Origin of the sequence: Streptomyces silvae (genome assembly GCF_016745505.1) — a bacterium.
Lineage (GTDB): Bacteria > Actinomycetota > Actinomycetes > Streptomycetales > Streptomycetaceae > Streptomyces > Streptomyces silvae.
In genome coordinates, this window is the sequence record NZ_JAERUC010000172.1 from 1 (window position 1) to 16,411 (window position 16,411).

Consider the following 16,411-nt stretch of genomic DNA (forward strand, 5'->3'; position numbering starts at 1 on the left):
CGCTGGCGCTGGCCGCCGGAGAACTCGTGCGGATAGCGGTCGACGGCGTCCGCCGCGAGGCCGACGCGCTCCAGTGCCGCGGCCACCTTGGGCGCCGCGGTGGCGCGGGTGCCGAGGCCGAGGGAGCGCAGCGGTTCCGCGACGATCGCGCCGACCCGCCGGCTGGGGTCGAGCGAGGAGTACGGGTCCTGGAAGACGCACTGGACGCCGCGCCGGAACCGGCGCATCTGCTCGCGGTCGCGCGTGTTCAGGTCCGCGCCGTCGAAGCGGACCGTGCCGGCCGTGGGGCGGGCCAGGCCGAGCAGCAGGCGCAGCAGCGTCGTCTTGCCCGCGCCCGACTCGCCGACCAGGGCGAGGCTCTCACCGGCCTCGACGGCGAGGGACACGTCCCGCACCACGTCGGCGGCGGTCCCCCGGTAGCGCACGGCCGCGTCCTTCAGCTCCAGCACGGGTGTCATCGCGGGCTCCTCAGGTCCAGGGCGGACTCCAGCTTCCGGGCGCTGGCGACCAGCGTCCTGGTGTACTCCTCGCGGGGCGCGCGCACGATGTCGTGGACCGCTCCCTGCTCGACGGCCCGGCCGTCCTTCATGACCAGCACCCGGTCGGTGACCCGGGACACGACCGCGAGGTCGTGGCTGACGAACAGCACGGCCATCTCCCGTTCCCGTACCAGGGTGTCGATGAGCTCCAGCATCTCGGCCTGCACGGACACGTCCAGGGCGGTGGTGGGCTCGTCGGCGATGAGCAGCTTCGGTTCGCAGGCCAGTGCCATCGCGAGGGCGACGCGCTGGCGCTGGCCGCCGGAGATCTCGTGTGCGAAGGCGCGGGCGATACGGCCGGGTTCGGGCAGCCGTACCTGTTCGAGCGCCCGGTGCACGGCCTCGCGCAGCTGCTTCCCCTTGAGGCCGGTACGGCGGGCGAGCGGCTCCGCGATCTGGCGGCCCAGCCGCATCAGCGGGTCCAGTGCGGTCAGGGGCTCCTGGAAGACGACGGCCGCATCCCGTCCGCGTACGGCGGTGAGCCGCTTCTCGGGGGCGCCCACCGTCTGCGTCCCGGCCAGTTCGACGCTGCCGGCCGAGGTCATGCCGTCGGGCAGCAGTCCGAGCACCGCGAGCGTCGTCAGGGACTTGCCCGACCCCGATTCGCCGATGAGGCCGAGCCGTTCACCGCCGGCCACGGTGAAGGACAGGTCGTCGACCAGGGTCCGTCCGTCGGAGGCGCGGACGGTGAGTCCGCGTACGTCGAGGAGCGTCATGAGCGCCTCCGCCGGGTGGCCGGGTCGAGGGTGTCGCGCAGGCCGTCGGCGACGAGGTTCACACCGATGACGAGCAGGACGAGGAGGATGCCGGGGGCGAGCGCACCGGCGGGCGCCGTGGTGAAGGTGGCCTGGGCCTCCTGGAGCATGCGGCCCCAGGAGGCGTTGGGCGGCGGCGCTCCGAGGCCCAGGTAGGACAGCCCGGCCTCGGCGAGTACGGCGAGGCCGAACTGCAGGGCGAGGTTGACCACCAGCGTGGGCCAGATGTTGGGCAGGACGTGCGAGAGGACGGTACGCGGCCAGGAGGTGCCCGAGGTGCGGGCGGCGGTGATGTAGTCCTGGGCGAGGACCCGTTTGACCAGGATGCGCACCAGCCGTGCCACGACGGCGCTCTGCGCCAGGCCGATCGCGAGGACCGCCGAGCCGAGCGTCGCCGACCGGGCGGCGACGATGAGCATCGCCAGCAGCAGCGTCGGGAAGGCGATGAGGATGTCGAGGAACGCGGAGAGCGTGTCGTCGAGCCAGCCCTGGGCGAACGCCGCGAGCACACCGAGCGTGATCCCGATGGCGGCGGCGATGGTCACCGACCCGAGCCCCGCCTCGACGGCGATGCGGGAGCCGGTCATCACCTGGGTGAGCAGGTCGCGCCCGAGCTTGTCGGTGCCGAGGAGATGGCCGCCGCCGGGACCGTCGAGCCGTCCGCCGGAGGTGTCCTCGGCGTCGTACGGCAGCCAGAGGACGGACACGAGGGCGAGCAGGGCGATCAGACCGGCGAGCACGCAGCCGACGGCCAGGGTGGCCGAGCGCCGGGAGCGGCGCTTCGGGGGAAGCTGTGCGGGGGTGAGCAGGTCCGTCCCGGTCATCGGGCGCCTCCCGAGAGCCGGCCGCGCAGCCGCGGGTCGATGAACCGCTGGACCAGGTCGGCGAGGAAGCCGATGACCAGGACCGCGAGGGTGGAGACGAACAGCACACCCTGGATGACCGGGTAGTCGTGCTGGGCGATGCCGGTGGCGAGCAGGGAGCCGAGGCCGGGCAGCGCGTACACCGACTCCACGACGACGGCGCCGAGCAGCGTCGAGGCGAGTTCGATGCCGAGGACGGAGATCACCGGTACGGAGGCGTTGCGCAGTCCGTGGCGCCACATGGCGCTGCCGAAGGACGAGCCGTGGGCGCGCGCGGTGCGCAGGTAGTCGCTGCCGAGCACGTCGAGGGTGGCGGAGCGGACGTAGCGGATCAGGGACGCGCTCATCACCAGGGCGATGGTCACGACCGGGAGGACCAGGGCGCGGAACGCCTCGGCGGGGTCGCCCCAGCCGTCCTGCGGGAAGCCGCCGGAGGGCAGCCAGCCCGCGTTCAGTGCGAACACCGCGATGAGGATCATGCCGAGCCAGAACACGGGGATCGCGATGCCCAGTTGGGACACCCCGCTGAGCAGCGCCCCGTACCAGGTGTGCCGTCTGTACGCGGCGGTGAACCCGGCGGGGACGGCGACCAGGACGGCGAGGACGAACGCGGCCAGGGTGAGCGGCACGGTGACGTCCAGCCGGGCGACGACCTCGGGTCCCACGGGCAGCGAGCTGACGAACGACGTGCCGAGGTCGCCGCTCGCCAGCTGCCCGAGCCAGTGGGTGAACTGTTCGGGCAGCGGCCGGTCGGAGCCGATGGAGTGGCGGGCGGCGGCTATCTGCTCGGGGCTCGCGCCGACCGCGGTGAGCGCGTTGGCGGGGTCGCCGGGCAGCATGCGCAGCAGCACGAAGAGCACCACGCTCGCCAGGGCCAGCGATACGCCGAGGAAGGCGAGCCGGCGCAGCAGATAGCGCGCCATCAGCCCGTCTTCTTGATGTCGTAGGCGAAGAACTGCGAGTTCAGGCCGTTGAGCGGGTAGCCGGACAGCTTGTCGCTCGCGACGACGATCTGCGGGTAGAGGTACAGCCAGTCGCTGGCGGCGTCCTCGGCGGTCTGCCGGTTGACCTTCTTCAGGAGCTCGGTCTGGGCGGCGGTGCTGGACGCCGCTTCCGCCTCCTCGACCCACTTGGTGACCTGCGGGTTGTCGTAGCCCCAGTAGAAGTCGGGGTTGCCGTACCAGACGAGGTCGCGGTCGTTGACGTGCTCCTGGAGCGTGGCCGTGAAGTCGTGGTTCTTGTAGACCTTCGTGTACCACTCGTCCGGCGTGATCGTGTTGATCTTGACGGTGATGCCGACCTTGGCGAGCTGGGACTTGATGAAGGTCGCGGCGGTCGGGTGCGGGTCGTAGTTGGGGGTGTCGAGGGTGAAGCTGAAGCCCTTGGCGTAGCCGGCCTCGGCGAGCAGCTTCTTCGCCTTCGCCACGTCGTGGGCGTTGACGTCGGTGAGGTCCTCGTACCAGGGGTCGGTGGGCGGGACCATCGACCCGATCTCCTTGCCGTATCCGCCCCAGACGGACTCCAGGAGCTTCTTGTCGTCGATGGCGGCGGAGACCGCCCGGCGCACCTTGACGTCGGTGAAGGGCTTGGCCTTGTCGTTGAACGCCAGCAGCAGCTTGGTGGTGGAGTCGCCGTCGTTCACCTTGTAGGAGCCGTTGCTCTTGAACTGCTCCAGGGCGTCGGGCGACTGCTCGCTGGTGACGACGTCGACGGCGTTGGTCAGCAGCGCGTTGTTCAGCGCCGTGGCGTCCTTGTAGTAGTGGAAGACGACCTGCTTGTTGGCCGCGGCGTCACCCCAGTAGCCGGCGAACCGGTTGAGGGACAGCGCGGAACCGCGGCTCCACTTGTTCAGGGTGTACGGGCCGGTGCCGTCCTCGGTGGTCTTCAGGTTCTTCGCCTGGGAGTTGATGATCCAGACGTAGGAGAGGTTGTAGACGAAGGAGATCGACTTCTTGGACAGCGTGACCTTCACGGTCCGCGCGTCGGGGGTGGCGATGTCCTTGACGACGTCGAGGTTGCTCTTGCGGGCCGACTGGGAATCGTCGGCGGTGACCTTCTCCAGGCTGTACTTCACGTCCTGGCTGGTGAGTTCCTTGCCGCTGTGGAACTTCACGCCGTCGCGCAGGGTGAAGGTGTACGTGAGGCCGTCGGCGCTGGTCTCGTAGTCCTGGGCGAGGAGCTTGTCGACCTTGCCGTCGTCCGTGAGTCTGAACAGGCCCTCGTAGACGTTGCCGTTGAGCGCCTCGGTGACGCCCTGGCCGCCGCCCGCGGTGTTGTCGAGGTTCTGCGGCTCGTAGAGGGAGCCGATGTTGACGACCGCGTCCTTGTCCCAGGTGCCGCCCGAGGCGCTTGACCCGCCGGATCCCCCGCAGGCGGTGAGGGTCACGGCGAGAGCGGCGGCGGAGGCGACGGCGTACGAGATGTTCTTCTTGGTGCTCATGGGTGAGGGCTCTTTCGGTGCGGGGAGCTGCGGGGACGATCAGTGCTGGGCGTCGAAGCCGTCGCGGAAGAGGGGGAGCTTCTCGCCGGCCTCGACGGGCAGGTGGAAGCGGTTCTGCCGCGGCGGCATCGGACAGTTGTACTGATCGGAGAATCCGCAGGGCGGCACGAAGGCCCGGTTGAAGTCGAGGACGACCCGGCTCTCGTGCTCCGTACGCCGGACGAAGAGGAAGCGGCCCGCCCCGTAGGTGCTGTCACCGTTGGTCGGGTCGCCGAAGACGAGCAGCAGGGTCCCGTCGTCGTCGAACGCGCTCAGCGTGTACGCGCGGCCGTCGACGGTGAGCGTGATGTCGCCGGGGACGACCAGGTCGCGGCTGCCGCCGTTGTCCCGGATGTGCTCGAAGGCGAGGCGCCGGGCGCCGGGGACGGGCGTGTACGACGCCTCCAGGACCCAGGCCGGGTCGTAGGGGAAGGTGTCGACCCGGTCGAAGTGGCGGACGGCGGGGGCGTCCGCGTCCCAGAAGCGCAGGCCGTGCTCGTCCTCGCCGGTGACCAGGTCGGTGCGCCGGAGCGTGGTCACGGTCACCGGGTCCGGCTGTCCCTCGCGGGCCCCCGCCGCGTCGGGGACCTCACCGGCGGGGGCCCAGCGGGTCTCGACCAGGGCGAGGTTGCCGGTGGGCGAGGTGAGCGCGCGGTGGCGCTCGGCACGCCAGGCGTCCCACTCCTCCGCTGGATCGACGGATGATGCGCGCTCGGGGGCGGAGTGGGACACGGCGGTACTCATTCGTTAGGCGGGCAGCCCTCACGACCCCGGGTGACGGGGCGTGAATAAGTGGCCAAAGCATCACCTTTATTGACCATAAGCACATCTAATGTCAAACTTTTGCGCCACATGCTGAGACGGCGGTCTCAGCACTGCCCCCCCTGGCCCAGGGTTCGCCTACGGGGTCAGGCGAGCTTCTTGAGGAGTTCGGTGGCGAGCAGACCGGAGGAAGCGGGGTTCTGGCCGGTCACGACGTTGCGGTCGACCCTGACGAACGGCGCCCACGGCTCCCCCACCTCGATCTTCAGACCGGCCGCGGTGAGCCGGTCCTCCAGCAGCCACTTCGAGATCTCGGCGCAGCCGGTCAGCTGCTCCTCGGCGTTGCTGAAGGTGGTGATCCGGTAGCCGGAGTAGGCGTTGGTCCCGTCCTCCTTGACGGCGGCGAGCAGCGCGGCGGGGCCGTGACACACCACACCCACCGGCAGACCGGACTCCACGGCCTCGGTGAGGACACGGCCGCAGTCCGCGTCGACCGCCAGATCCTCCATCGGTCCCCGGCCGCCGGGGACGTACACCGCGTCGAAGTCCTCCACCCGCACGTCGGCGAGGACCGAGGGGTGACGGAACTCCGCGGAGTCCAGGACCGCCCGGACCGCGGCGGCGCCGGCCTCCCCGCCGTTGGCCCCGGCGCTGAGACTGGTCGGATCCGCGGGCGGGACCACTCCGCCCGGGGTGGCCACGGTGATCTCGTGGCCCGCGGCCTTGAACGCCTCGTAGGGGATGACCGCCTCGTCGGCCCAGAAACCGGTGGGGCGCCTGGTGCCGTCGGCCAGCGTCCACTCATCGGCGCCGGTCATCACGAAAACGATCTTCGACATGTCTCTCCTCGAATGGTTCCGGCCCGCACCGCCGCCCGTGGCGGCGCCCCGGCGACCTCATGACGTTAGGCCCGCACGCCGTGGGAGGACCAATAGAGAATCCGATCCGAGGAATCGGATTTCCGATGCGGGCGGTGCCCGGCCGGCGGTCCCGCGGTCACCGCGACAGCATTCGATACGTTCCGCGAGTTGCCGCATGCACTCGGTCACCCCCACCATGGAGGTCTCGTCCGGAGGCCGGCCAGCCCGGTCCCGCAGCCGTGGACGGAAGGGGTTCGGCGTATGGCCAGGTACTTCGAGAACGACGCCGGCGAACTCGTCCCCGACGCGCTGTCCGGCTTCGCCCGCGCGCACGCGGACCTCGTGGCGTACGACCCCGCCGACGGGTTCTTCACCGCCCGGCAGGCCTCACCGGCCCGTCGGGTGGGGCTCCTGTCGGGCGGCGGCTCGGGGCACGAACCCCTGCACGCCGGATACGTCGGCGCGGGCATGCTCGACGCCGCCTGCCCCGGGAGGGTCTTCGCCTCTCCGCACAACCGGCAGATCTACCGGGCGTCCCGCGCGGTGGCGGGGCCGGAGGGCGTGCTGCACATCGTCAAGAACTACACCGGCGACCGGATCAACTTCGGCATCGCGGCCGAACGGCTCGCCGACGCGGGCATCACCTGCGCGCGGGTCCTCATCGACGACGACCTGGCCTCCGACTCCGAGGAGATCGCCTCGGGGCGCCGCGGCACGGGTGCCACGATGCTGATCGAGAAGGTCCTGGGCGGCGCCGCGGACACCGGGATGGGACTCGGCGCGCTGGTGGATCTCGGCACCTCCCTGGCCGGCCGGTCCCGGACACTCGCCGCCGCCTCGGCCGCCCACAACGCACCGGCCACCGGTGAACCGGCGTTCGGACTGCTGCCCGGGGAGCTGGAGTACGGCGTCGGGATCCACGGCGAGCGCGCCGACCGCACCAGGAGCCAGGGCAGTGTGGACGCGCTGGTGGACGACATGACCGGCGCCCTGCTGGACGCGCTGCGCCCCGGCCCCGACGACCCGGTCGTGGCCCTGGTCAACGGTCTGGGGTCGGTCACCTCGCTGGAGCTGTACGGCATCTTCGGTGAGCTGGCCCGGGTCCTCGACGCCCGGCGTGTGCGGCTCGCCCGGCATCTCGTCGGCGACTACGTGACCGCACTCGACATGCGGGGCTTCTCCCTGACCCTGATGGTCGCCGACCACGACACGCTGGGCTTCTACGATGCGCCGGTCCGCACCCCGGCGTTGCGATGGTGAGCGGCCCGCGGGCCTGCGCCCCGGCGGCCCGTGACAGGAGCAGGAGGACGGCCCCATGACGACTGCCGCTTTCGACGGGACCCGGACCCGTGAGTGGATACGCCGCTTCGCCGACTCGGTGTACGCGACCGAGGCCGAGCTGACCGCACTCGACCAGCGGGCGGGGGACGGCGACTTCGGGACCAATCTCGCGACGGGGGTCCGGGCCGCGGGACTGCTGCTCGACCGTACGGACGAGTCGGCCGGACCCGCGGAGACCCTGGGCACCATGGCCACCGCCTTCCTCGACGAGATCGGCGGGACCAGCGGCCCCCTGTTCGGTCTGCTGTTCCAGGCGCTGAGCAGGGCCGCCGCGGACTCCGGTCCGGGTCTGACGACGGCCGCGCTCGCCGACGGCACGGCCCAGGGCCTCGCCGCCATCCGCCGTGTGGGTGATGCGTCGCCCGGCGACAAGACACTGGTCGACGCGCTGGATCCGGCCGCCGCGGCCCTGCGGGCTGCGGGGACCGCACCGCCCGCGACCGCCCTGGCCACGGCGGCGGACGGCGCCTGGCGGGGTGTACGGGACACCGCGTCCCTCTCCGCGCGCATGGGCCGGGCCAGCTATCTCGGTGAGCGTGCGACCGGCATCCCCGATCCCGGGGCGGTGGGGATCGCCCTGTTCTTCGCCTCCGCGGCCGGCACGGTGCCCGCGCTGGGGCCGCATCTGCGCCCCACCGGCTGACCACGCCCGCTCCCGGACCGCCGGGCATCGGGGTGCACTACTCCCCGATCCGGCTGCGGGCCCAGTCCACCAGCTCCGGGTCGGCGAGGCTGTCGACCCACAGGTCGGCCTGCTCCGCCTCGGGGCCCGGCGGGCGGGCCCCGAGGCCGATGACGCGGAGGCCCGCCCGGCGGGCGGACTCCATGCCCGTGAGCGAGTCCTCCACGGCCAGAGCGTTCTCGGCCGGGACGCCGCAGAGACGGACGGCCACGCTGTACACATCGGGCTCCGGCTTCGGCCGTACGTCCTCGCCTGCGACCACGACATGGCTGAAGGAGCCGAGGAGCCCGGCCCGGTCGAGGCACGATTCCACCGTCTCCCGGGGGCAGTTGCTCGCCACCGCGAGGGGCAGGTGCCGGGCGGCCAGCCGGACCAGCGCGGCGGCGCCCGGCATGGTGACGGGGTCCTCGTCGACCAGCGCGGTGAAGGTGGTGAGGAGGGTGGCCGCCAGGTCGTCCGCGAGATCCGGCTTCCCGGTCTCCTCCGCCATGAGCGCGCCGCACTCGGTGTAGTGCACGCCCTTGGCCCGGTCGGCGAACCCGGCCGGGGGCTTGAGGCCGAACACCCGGAAGGTGGCGTTCCGGGCCTCCTGCCAGTGTCGTTCCGTGTCCATCAGGGTCCCGTCGCAGTCGAAGACGATGGCTGACGGGGACCAGGCGAGGATGTTACGAACTGTCATATGACTGCCGTTCTCGGAGACTGCGCCGACCGTTTCGGTGCACGGGTGCAGAGAGGTGCCGGGATGCGGTGACGAATGCGCAGCAGAATGAGAGAACCGCGCGCGGGGGCACGGCTGCTGCGACCGCGTGCACGTTGCTGAGCGCGTCGTGGCGGACGTGGATCGTCGCTTTCGGCCCGAGCCGAAAACATCGTAGCCGTTACGTTATTTCGGTCTCTCCGATTTCCGCAATCACCAATTCGAGTGCATGGAATTGGCACGGCCGCCGACGGCCGGGGCGCACGGACGGGCCGGGGAAAGAGGCCGGGGCGCCCGGGACACGGTCAACGGGCCTGGTGAGCGGCGCTCCCGGGTCGCCCGCAATGCCGGGAGAGGCGTTGTCATGACGCTCACGCGAAACGTTTCTTCCCGGTCGGGCGGGAGATTGTGTGAACACGCGTCCACACGGGCGTGGCTGACGAATAATAAGATCTTCGCGCGATGCGACTGCGCCCTCCACGGGAGGGTCCGCATTCTCTCGCCGTAGCGACAGAACATGCGAGCGAAGGTGGAACGTACGTGCAGGACAGAGCCCGGGCAACCCGCAAAGTATTGCTGGAATCAGCAGCACATCTATTTGTCGAACGGGGATATGCGGGAACGAGTGTCAATGACATAAGCGATCACTCGGGAAAGACCAGCGGCGCGATCTATTTCCATTACTCGAGCAAGGAGAAGCTGGCCCTGGCGGTCGCCAGGGAACAGTTCGCCACCTGGCCGCAGCTCGCCGCCCCTTATGCCGCGCCCGGAATCCCGCCGCTGGAGAAGCTGGTCGTCCTCAGCTTCGGCGTCGCGCGTTCCCTCAGCGAGGACGTCGTGGCGCGGGCGGGCGCCCGGCTGTGGGCGGAGCGCCGGGGCATCGAGGCGGCCGTGCCCACTCCGTTCGACGGGTGGGCACTGGCCGTCACCCGGCTGCTCGCCCAAGCCCGCGCGCAGGGCGAGCTCGCGGCCGACGTGAAGCCGTCGGCCGCGGCCGTGCCGCTCGTGTGCGCGTTCTTCGGGCTCTGCACCCTGACCGACGACCTGCCGGGCGGGCGGGGCTGGGGGGAGCAGTTCGACCAGTGGTGGCTGCTGACGCTCAAGTCCCTCCAGGCGAAACCGGATGCGGCCGGTCTGCTCGCCCGTGCGCGGGCACGGATCCCCGTACGGCCGTAGGGCCGGACTCAGCCCACCAGATCCGGCGCGCGCAGCATCTCGGCCGGGACGCCCCAGGCGTCGACGAGGTCGACGGCGAGAGGCCGGACCTTGCGGCAGAGGTCGTTCACCTCACGGCTGATCGCCTTGGAACGCTGGACGGTCAGCCGGCCGTGCTCCATGAACCACGCCCGGTCCGCCTCGATCGTCGACAGGGCGAACAGGTCGCACAGCAGGCCCAGCGCAACCTTGTTGCCGCCTTCGGGCAGTTCGCGCACCTGGTCGACGAACGCCTCCAGCACCAGCCGCTCGACGTGCGCGTGGGCGACCGCGATGACATGGTCCTGCACCTGCGAGAAGACGACCCCGGGATTGCGCTTCTGGTCGATCCCGCGCTTGAGCCGGCGGGCAACGCCCGCGAGCATGTGCTCCTCGCGGTAGCGGAGCATGGCGAGCTGGTACTCCGAGTCGAGCAGGCCCGCTTCCTGGTCCCACTCGTCGCCGCCGGGCAGCAGGTCACGTACCCGTTCGAGCAGCTTGTGGGCCGAGGTCTTCTCGATGACCGTCTCGACCGCGAGGCCGGTGACGTAGCGGACCATGCCGAGCTGGTCCAGGTCCTCGAACTCGCTCGCGTGATGGGTGAGCAGGCCCTTGGCCACGAGCTGGAGCAGCACGTGGTTGTCGCCCTCGAAGGTGGTGAAGATGTCGCTGTCGGCCTTGAGGGCGGCGAACCGGTTGACGGCGAGGTACCCGGCGCCGCCGCACGCCTCGCGGCACTCCTGGACGACCCGGGTCGCGTGCCAGGTCCCGAGTGCCTTGGTCCCGGCGGCCCGTGACTCCAGCCGGCGCCGTGCCTGCTCGTCGTCCGTGAGGCCGGAGAAGACCTCGTGCAGCTGCGTGCGCACCACGTCCTGCGCGAAGTGCAGTGCGTACGTGCGCGCGACGAGCGGCAGCAGACGGCGCTGATGCAGTCCGTAGTCGAGGAGCAGCTGCTCCTCGGTGTCCGAGGCCGCCTCGAACTGCCGGCGCCGCACGGCGTACTTCGTGGCGATCGTGAGGGCGACCTTGGCGGCGTTCACCCCTGCCCCGCCGACGCTGACCCGGCCCTGTACCAGGGTGCCGAGCATGGTGAAGAAGCGCCGGTCGGGGTTGTCGATCGGGCTCTCGTAGACACCGTCGGCGGTGACGTCCGCGAAGCGGTTGAGCAGGGCCTCGCGCGGCACCCGCACGCCGTCGAACCAGATACGGCCGTTGTCGACCCCGTTGAGGCCCATCTTGCGGCCGTCGTCCTCGATGCGGACGCCGGGCGCCACCTCACCGCCGGTCCGGACGGGCACGACGAACGCGTGCACGCCCTCGGACTTCCCGCCCACCTCCAGCTGGGCGAAGACGACGGCCAGCTCCGCGTGGCGGGCGGCGTTGCCGATGTAGTCCTTGCGCGCCCGGTCGCCGTCGGTGGTGATGACGAACTCCTGGGCCGCGGCGTCGTACCTCGCGTGGGTGCCGAGCGCCTGGACGTTGGAGCCGTGCCCGGTCTCGGTCATCGCGAAGCATCCCATCAGCTTCCCGGTGATCAGGTCCGGCAGATAGGCGTCGTGGTGGCGTTCGGTGCCCAGGTGCAGGATCGCGCCGCCGAAGAGCCCGAACTGCACGCCGACCTTCACCAGCACCGACAGATCACCGAAGGCGAGCGTCTCGAACGCGGCGATCGAGGCTCCGACGTCACCGCCCCCGCCGTATGCGGCCGGGAAGCCCATGCCGGTCTGGCCCGTCGCCGCCATCTCGACCACGAGCTCACGCACCCGTTCGCGGAACGCGTCGACGCCGAGCTCCTCGGCCTCCTCCAGCACGGAGGCGTACGTCACCAGGTTGGTCCGGACGAGGTCGCGGATCTCGGCGTAGTCGCCGTCGAGCACCTGGGTGAGCGCGCGGACGTCGACCTCGGGCTGCACGTAACCGCTCGGATCAGTGGATGTGTTGTCAGTGGCCATGCCAGTTCGCTACCCCGCCCGGGGACGATCAAGCGGTACGGCCGGGGCTCCCGGAGCCGTACGGGGGAAGCCGGGGGCGCACCTTCACGCGCGCCCGCACCCACGGGGCGCGCTACCGCGTGGCCAGCCGCTCCAGCAGGGCGGCGCTCCGCGCCAGCACCGTCCGCTCCTCGTCGGTGAGTTCGGCCTCGATGGCCTGCGCGAGCCAGCCGGCCCTGCGGCCGCGCTCCGCTTCCAGGGCGGCCCGGCCCGCGTCCGACAGCTCGACCAGGGACTTGCGGCCGTCCGTGGGGTGCGCCCGGCGCGTGATCAGGTTCTGCTCCATCAGCAGTCCTACGGCGCGGGCCATCGACTGGGGGCGTACGCGCTGATCGGCGGCGAGGTCGCTGGTGGTCATGGCGCCGTCCCGGTCGAGCACCCCGAGCACGGCGACCTGGCCCAGGGGGATGCGGTCCTCGTGTTTGACGCGCCGGGTGAGCTTGCCCATCGCGGTGCGCAGTTCGGCGGCGATGGCAGCGGCTTCCGAGGTGGGCATAGGGCACTTTACCCCGCTGGTCAGTCTGGCTTCACAGCTGATCTGCACAGCAATGCTGTACAGCAAAACTGAGCAGCATTGCTGTATGGTTTCGCTTGTCGGGCTCAGCGCCAGCGTTGTCGCAGCCGGAGCCACGGCACACGACAACGGGAAGGACCTCCCATGTCCGCACGGACAGCAGGACCCGGCGCCGCCATCGAGACCGTCACCGCCCGCCGGATCATCGACAGCCGGGGCAACCCCACGGTCGAGGTCGACATCGTCCTGACGGACGGGTCCCTGGGGCGCGCGGCCGTCCCCTCCGGTGCCTCCACCGGCACCCGGGAGGCCGTGGAGCTGCGTGACGGGGATTCCACGCGCTGGCACGGCAAGGGCGTCGACCGCGCGGTGGCCCATGTCAACGGGGAGATCGCTGCGGCCGTGCGCGGCCGGGACGCGGCCGACCAGGCGGGGCTCGACGCCGCGCTGATCGCCCTCGACGGCACCGCCACGAAGTCCAGGCTCGGCGCCAACGCGATCCTCGGCGTCTCGCTCGCCGCCGCCAAGGCCGCCGCGGCGGCCCACCGTCTGCCCCTGTACCGCTACCTCGGGGGCGCCGACGCGCGCCTCCTGCCGCTGCCGATGATGAACATCGTCAACGGCGGCGCCCACGCCGACAATCCGCTGGACTTCCAGGAGTTCATGATCGCGCCCGTGGGCGCGGACAGTCTCGCCGAGGCCGTCCGCATGGGCAGCGAGGTCTTCCACACCCTGCGCCGCGATCTGCTGGCGGCAGGACACTCCACCGGCGTCGGCGACGAGGGCGGCTTCGCGCCGTCCCTGCGTACGGCCGAGGAGGCGCTCGACTTCGTGATGGCCGCCATCGAGCGCACCGGCTACCGCCCCGGTACGGACATCGCCCTGCTCATGGACCCGGCCTCCTCGGAGTTCTTCCGCGACGGGGTGTACGACTACGCGGGCGAGGGCGTGCGGCGTACCCCCTCCGAGCACGTCGACCACCTGGTCCGGCTGATCGACGCCTACCCGGTCCTCTCCGTCGAGGACCCGATGGCGGAGAACGACCTGGAGGGCTGGCGGGAGCTGACGGCCCGCGTCGGCGACCGCTGCCAGCTCGTCGGCGACGACGTGTTCTGCACCGACGAGACGCTGCTGCGCGAGGGCATCCGTACCGGCGTGGGCAACTCGGTCCTGGTCAAGGTCAATCAGATCGGGACCCTGACGGAGGCGCTGGCCGCGGTGGACACGGCCCACCGGGCGGGCTGGACGGCTGTGATGTCGCACCGCTCGGGCGAGACGGAGGACACCACCATCGCCGACCTGGCGGTGGCGACCGGCTGCGGCCAGATCAAGACGGGCTCGCTCTCCCGCTCCGACCGTACGGCGAAGTACAACCAGCTGATCCGGATCGAGGAGGAGCTGGGCGACTCGGCACGCTTCGCGGGCCTCTCCGCGCTGCGCCGGGCCTGAACGACGGGCGGAGGCCGGCCGGGGCAGGGATCGCCCGCCCCGGCCGCCGCGTTGCCGACGCCGTCTCCGCCGGGGCGGTCAGGGCCGGCGGTTCCCGGAGGTCGTCAGGTGCGCGGAGTGCTTGAGTCCGCGGGGTTCCTGAGCTTCGCGGGGTTCTCGAGTTGAGCGGAGTTCCTGAGCTGGGCGGGGACGGCCCGTACGCGGGTCGGCCTCGCCCCGTCGGGTGCGGTCTGCACCGCGACGCCGTCCTCGGCCCGTGCCGTCACCTGCAGTTGGGAGATGGCGTTCACCACCGTCAGGGCTCCCCCGTCCGCCGACAACTGCCAGCGCTGGGTGCGCTCGTCCGCCGCGCATGCCTCCTGGGTGAGCTCCGCCCCCACCTCGATGGGGGCACCCAGGTAACGCTTGCCCCGCTCGACGTCCAGACACAGGCCCGTCTCCGCCGACCGGAGCGTGTAGTAGCCGTCCGCCGTGACCGCGGCCTCCCAGGCCGCCCGACGGCCGGCGGCGAAGCCCACGGTGTCACCGGCGGCCCGCCCCGCCGGAGCGAGCGTCTTCCCGCCCCGGCCGGCCCCGACCAGCTGGTACGTGCCTGATCCGAGCGGCGCACGGTCGGTGTTCACCCATCCCGGCGCGTGCCCGATGCTCCGGGCCAGCTTCTCGAACTCCTCGTACGTGGGTGCCGGCCGGGGGCCTCCCCAGGCGGCCTGGGCGATGAACCGCAGGGGCATGAACGCCTTCGCCTCGACCTCGTTCTCCGTCTCCGCGGCGGCACTGTCCGGCCACATGGTGATCTTCGCGCCGGTGAGGTGCGCGGGCCTGGTCGCGAGGGTCTCGTCCTCGAAGCTCAGCGGGCTCCAGCCGGAGTCGTACAGCTTCGCGGTCTGCATGGTGTAGCCGCCGCGCACCAGGTAGAGCGAGTACGAGGAGTTCATCACCTCGCGGCCCTCGGCGATCAGCGAGGACGGCTTCTGCACGCCACCGCCGCCGAGCCAGTGCTCCACGGCGATGTCCTGGTCCAGGGCGACCAGGTGGTTGCGGCCGAGCAGTCCGTCGTTCCAGACCCGCAGGGTGCGACCGTCCGCGCGTACGTGGTCGTCGACCTGGTTGACGAAGTCGACGAAGGCGTCGTCGGGTGTGGCTCCGGCGCCGAACTTCTCGGTGGCGTACGCCTGGATCTGCGGGAAGTCCGGATAGGCGGTGCCGATCATGTACTCGTCCGCGCCCATGTGCCAGGAGCGGGTGTCCCACACGTCGAGCGCCTCGTCCACCAGCGAGGTGTAGTACGCGAACGCCTCGGGCCGGGTGATGTCCAGGCGCGGCGGGGAGGGCGTGCCGTCCTTGTCCTTGAGCTGGAGCTCGGGGTGGCCCTCCAGGTAGGTGTCCATGTGGCCGGGCGAGTTGATCTCCGGGACCAGCTCGATGTGGTAGCGCTCGGCCGTCCTGACGAGCTGCCGCACCTCGTCCTTGGTGTAGTAGCCCCAGAACGCGGACTCGGGGTCGACGTCGCTCCTGACCTTGGCCTCGATCCACAGCTGGTTCAGCTTCTGCGACGCCATGTCACGCATCAGCCGCTCGAACCAGTCCAGGGAGATGTGGATGTAGCAGGCGCAGACACCCACGCCGCGCTCCCGGTACTCCGGCACGTCGGTGGCCGAGCCGCCCGGGACCGTGCCGTCCGCGCGCAGCAGCTGGAGCACGGTGCGGGTGCCGTGGTAGACGCCGGTGGAGGTGGCGCCGGTGACGGTCAGCCGGGCGCCGGACTCCAGGCGGTACCCCTCGTCCTTCAGGTCCGCCTTCCGGCCGGCGTCCTGGCTCAGCAGGATGTCACCGGGGCGGGACGGCCGGTCGGTGACCACCTGAGGGGTGCGCCCGGTCACCTCATGCAGCTCGCCCGCGAGGCGGCGTGCGTCGGCGGTGGTCCGCGCATCGGCGTCGTCGAGCACGATCCGGCTGCCCGCGCCGAAGCGGAACTCGCCTGATCCGGCCTGCCATTCCCGCAGCGCGGGCAGCACCTGGGGCGCCGCGGCACCGCCCTCCCGCGCTCCGGCGGGGGCTGTCGGGAGCAGGGCGGCCGCGACGGCCGCCACCACGCCGAGCGCTGCGACGGTACTGCGGCGTCTTCCGGATCTCATGATCACCTTCCATGCTTCCTCTGGGACAGGGTCATGCGGCGCGCAGGGCCGGGCAACGGCCCAGGTGGGCAGAATGGCCGGAGCATGCCAAACATAGACCCCGGTCGGGAATGTTGGCCAGAGTAAAGGCTCACCACCAAGAGGTCTAGA

Annotated in this window: 15 protein-coding genes; 4 read left to right on the forward strand and 11 right to left on the reverse strand. The window is 71.2% G+C overall.

What is annotated here, in order from left to right; genetic code table 11:
• From JKV81_RS27090 to JKV81_RS27120, 7 genes are all read right to left on the reverse strand, one after another.
• Positions 1-458: ATP-binding cassette domain-containing protein (locus JKV81_RS27090; RefSeq protein ID WP_202078205.1), on the reverse strand; the 458-nt coding region annotated here is incomplete at its 3' end.
• Complete coding sequence (locus JKV81_RS27095; RefSeq protein ID WP_129260912.1) at positions 455-1,255, reverse strand: ATP-binding cassette domain-containing protein; 801 nt, start codon at positions 1,253-1,255, stop codon at positions 455-457. The genes JKV81_RS27090 and JKV81_RS27095, both read right to left, overlap by 4 nt.
• A complete protein-coding gene (locus tag JKV81_RS27100) occupies positions 1,252-2,118 on the reverse strand; it encodes an ABC transporter permease (protein WP_129260913.1) in 867 nt (288 codons plus the stop codon). The genes JKV81_RS27095 and JKV81_RS27100 overlap by 4 nt, the downstream gene beginning before the upstream one ends.
• Positions 2,115-3,080, reverse strand: coding sequence for an ABC transporter permease (locus tag JKV81_RS27105; protein ID WP_202078207.1), 966 nt, complete (start codon positions 3,078-3,080; stop codon positions 2,115-2,117). The genes JKV81_RS27100 and JKV81_RS27105 overlap by 4 nt, the downstream gene beginning before the upstream one ends.
• Positions 3,080-4,597: an ABC transporter substrate-binding protein gene (locus tag JKV81_RS27110; RefSeq protein ID WP_202078209.1), complete on the reverse strand. Its 1,518-nt coding sequence runs from the start codon at positions 4,595-4,597 to the stop codon at positions 3,080-3,082. The genes JKV81_RS27105 and JKV81_RS27110 overlap by 1 nt, the downstream gene beginning before the upstream one ends.
• Before the next feature lie 39 nt (positions 4,598-4,636).
• Positions 4,637-5,380, reverse strand: a complete 744-nt coding sequence (locus tag JKV81_RS27115; protein WP_129260916.1) for a DUF1684 domain-containing protein — start codon at positions 5,378-5,380, stop codon at positions 4,637-4,639.
• A 164-nt stretch (positions 5,381-5,544) separates the two neighbouring features.
• On the reverse strand, positions 5,545-6,237 hold the full coding sequence (locus JKV81_RS27120; RefSeq protein WP_129260917.1) for a type 1 glutamine amidotransferase domain-containing protein: 693 nt from the start codon (positions 6,235-6,237) through the stop codon (positions 5,545-5,547).
• Positions 6,238-6,519: 282 nt separating this feature from the next.
• Here JKV81_RS27120 and JKV81_RS27125 point away from each other — a divergent pair, with 282 nt between their 5' ends.
• Together JKV81_RS27125 and dhaL are read left to right on the forward strand one after the other, a co-directional pair.
• Positions 6,520-7,518 carry a dihydroxyacetone kinase subunit DhaK gene (locus JKV81_RS27125; protein WP_129260918.1) on the forward strand — a complete coding sequence of 333 codons (999 nt, stop codon included), beginning with the start codon at positions 6,520-6,522 and terminating at the stop codon, positions 7,516-7,518.
• A gap of 55 nt (positions 7,519-7,573) precedes the next feature.
• Positions 7,574-8,242: a dihydroxyacetone kinase subunit DhaL gene (gene dhaL, locus JKV81_RS27130; RefSeq protein WP_129260919.1), complete on the forward strand. Its 669-nt coding sequence runs from the start codon at positions 7,574-7,576 to the stop codon at positions 8,240-8,242.
• A 37-nt stretch (positions 8,243-8,279) separates the two neighbouring features.
• On the opposite strand, the gene JKV81_RS27135 is transcribed toward dhaL, so the two are convergent.
• On the reverse strand, positions 8,280-8,960 hold the full coding sequence (locus JKV81_RS27135) for an HAD family hydrolase (protein WP_129260920.1): 681 nt from the start codon (positions 8,958-8,960) through the stop codon (positions 8,280-8,282).
• Positions 8,961-9,518: 558 nt separating this feature from the next.
• Here JKV81_RS27135 and JKV81_RS27140 point away from each other — a divergent pair.
• On the forward strand, positions 9,519-10,154 hold the full coding sequence (locus JKV81_RS27140; RefSeq protein WP_241748404.1) for a ScbR family autoregulator-binding transcription factor: 636 nt from the start codon (positions 9,519-9,521) through the stop codon (positions 10,152-10,154).
• Between the two features lie 8 nt (positions 10,155-10,162).
• Here JKV81_RS27140 and JKV81_RS27145 read toward each other — a convergent pair whose 3' ends face one another.
• Positions 10,163-12,124, reverse strand: coding sequence for an acyl-CoA dehydrogenase family protein (locus JKV81_RS27145; RefSeq protein WP_129260922.1), 1,962 nt, complete (start codon positions 12,122-12,124; stop codon positions 10,163-10,165).
• A 112-nt stretch (positions 12,125-12,236) separates the two neighbouring features.
• Positions 12,237-12,659, reverse strand: coding sequence for a MarR family winged helix-turn-helix transcriptional regulator (locus JKV81_RS27150; RefSeq protein ID WP_124278377.1), 423 nt, complete (start codon positions 12,657-12,659; stop codon positions 12,237-12,239).
• A gap of 162 nt (positions 12,660-12,821) precedes the next feature.
• Between JKV81_RS27150 and eno the strand changes: the two genes are divergently transcribed.
• Positions 12,822-14,126 (forward strand): phosphopyruvate hydratase, encoded by a 1,305-nt coding sequence (gene eno, locus JKV81_RS27155; RefSeq protein ID WP_129260923.1) that lies wholly within the window; start codon positions 12,822-12,824, stop codon positions 14,124-14,126.
• A 104-nt stretch (positions 14,127-14,230) separates the two neighbouring features.
• Here the strand turns inward: eno and JKV81_RS27160 are convergent, their stop codons facing one another.
• Complete coding sequence (locus tag JKV81_RS27160) at positions 14,231-16,261, reverse strand: glycoside hydrolase family 20 protein (protein ID WP_202078211.1); 2,031 nt, start codon at positions 16,259-16,261, stop codon at positions 14,231-14,233.
• Between the last annotated feature and the right edge of the window lie 150 nt (positions 16,262-16,411).

Coding starts and splice junctions, on each gene's coding strand:
- JKV81_RS27150 (WP_124278377.1), bottom strand. CDS start 12,659: ATGCCCACCTCGGAAGCCGCTGCCATCGCCGCCGAACTGCGCACCGCG.
- JKV81_RS27110 (WP_202078209.1), bottom strand. CDS start 4,597: ATGAGCACCAAGAAGAACATCTCGTACGCCGTCGCCTCCGCCGCCGCT.
- JKV81_RS27160 (WP_202078211.1), bottom strand. CDS start 16,261: ATGAGATCCGGAAGACGCCGCAGTACCGTCGCAGCGCTCGGCGTGGTG.
- JKV81_RS27135 (WP_129260920.1), bottom strand. CDS start 8,960: ATGACAGTTCGTAACATCCTCGCCTGGTCCCCGTCAGCCATCGTCTTC.
- JKV81_RS27125 (WP_129260918.1), top strand. CDS start 6,520: ATGGCCAGGTACTTCGAGAACGACGCCGGCGAACTCGTCCCCGACGCG.
- JKV81_RS27120 (WP_129260917.1), bottom strand. CDS start 6,237: ATGTCGAAGATCGTTTTCGTGATGACCGGCGCCGATGAGTGGACGCTG.
- JKV81_RS27105 (WP_202078207.1), bottom strand. CDS start 3,080: ATGGCGCGCTATCTGCTGCGCCGGCTCGCCTTCCTCGGCGTATCGCTG.
- eno (WP_129260923.1), top strand. CDS start 12,822: ATGTCCGCACGGACAGCAGGACCCGGCGCCGCCATCGAGACCGTCACC.
- JKV81_RS27100 (WP_129260913.1), bottom strand. CDS start 2,118: ATGACCGGGACGGACCTGCTCACCCCCGCACAGCTTCCCCCGAAGCGC.
- JKV81_RS27145 (WP_129260922.1), bottom strand. CDS start 12,124: ATGGCCACTGACAACACATCCACTGATCCGAGCGGTTACGTGCAGCCC.
- dhaL (WP_129260919.1), top strand. CDS start 7,574: ATGACGACTGCCGCTTTCGACGGGACCCGGACCCGTGAGTGGATACGC.
- JKV81_RS27095 (WP_129260912.1), bottom strand. CDS start 1,255: ATGACGCTCCTCGACGTACGCGGACTCACCGTCCGCGCCTCCGACGGA.
- JKV81_RS27115 (WP_129260916.1), bottom strand. CDS start 5,380: ATGAGTACCGCCGTGTCCCACTCCGCCCCCGAGCGCGCATCATCCGTC.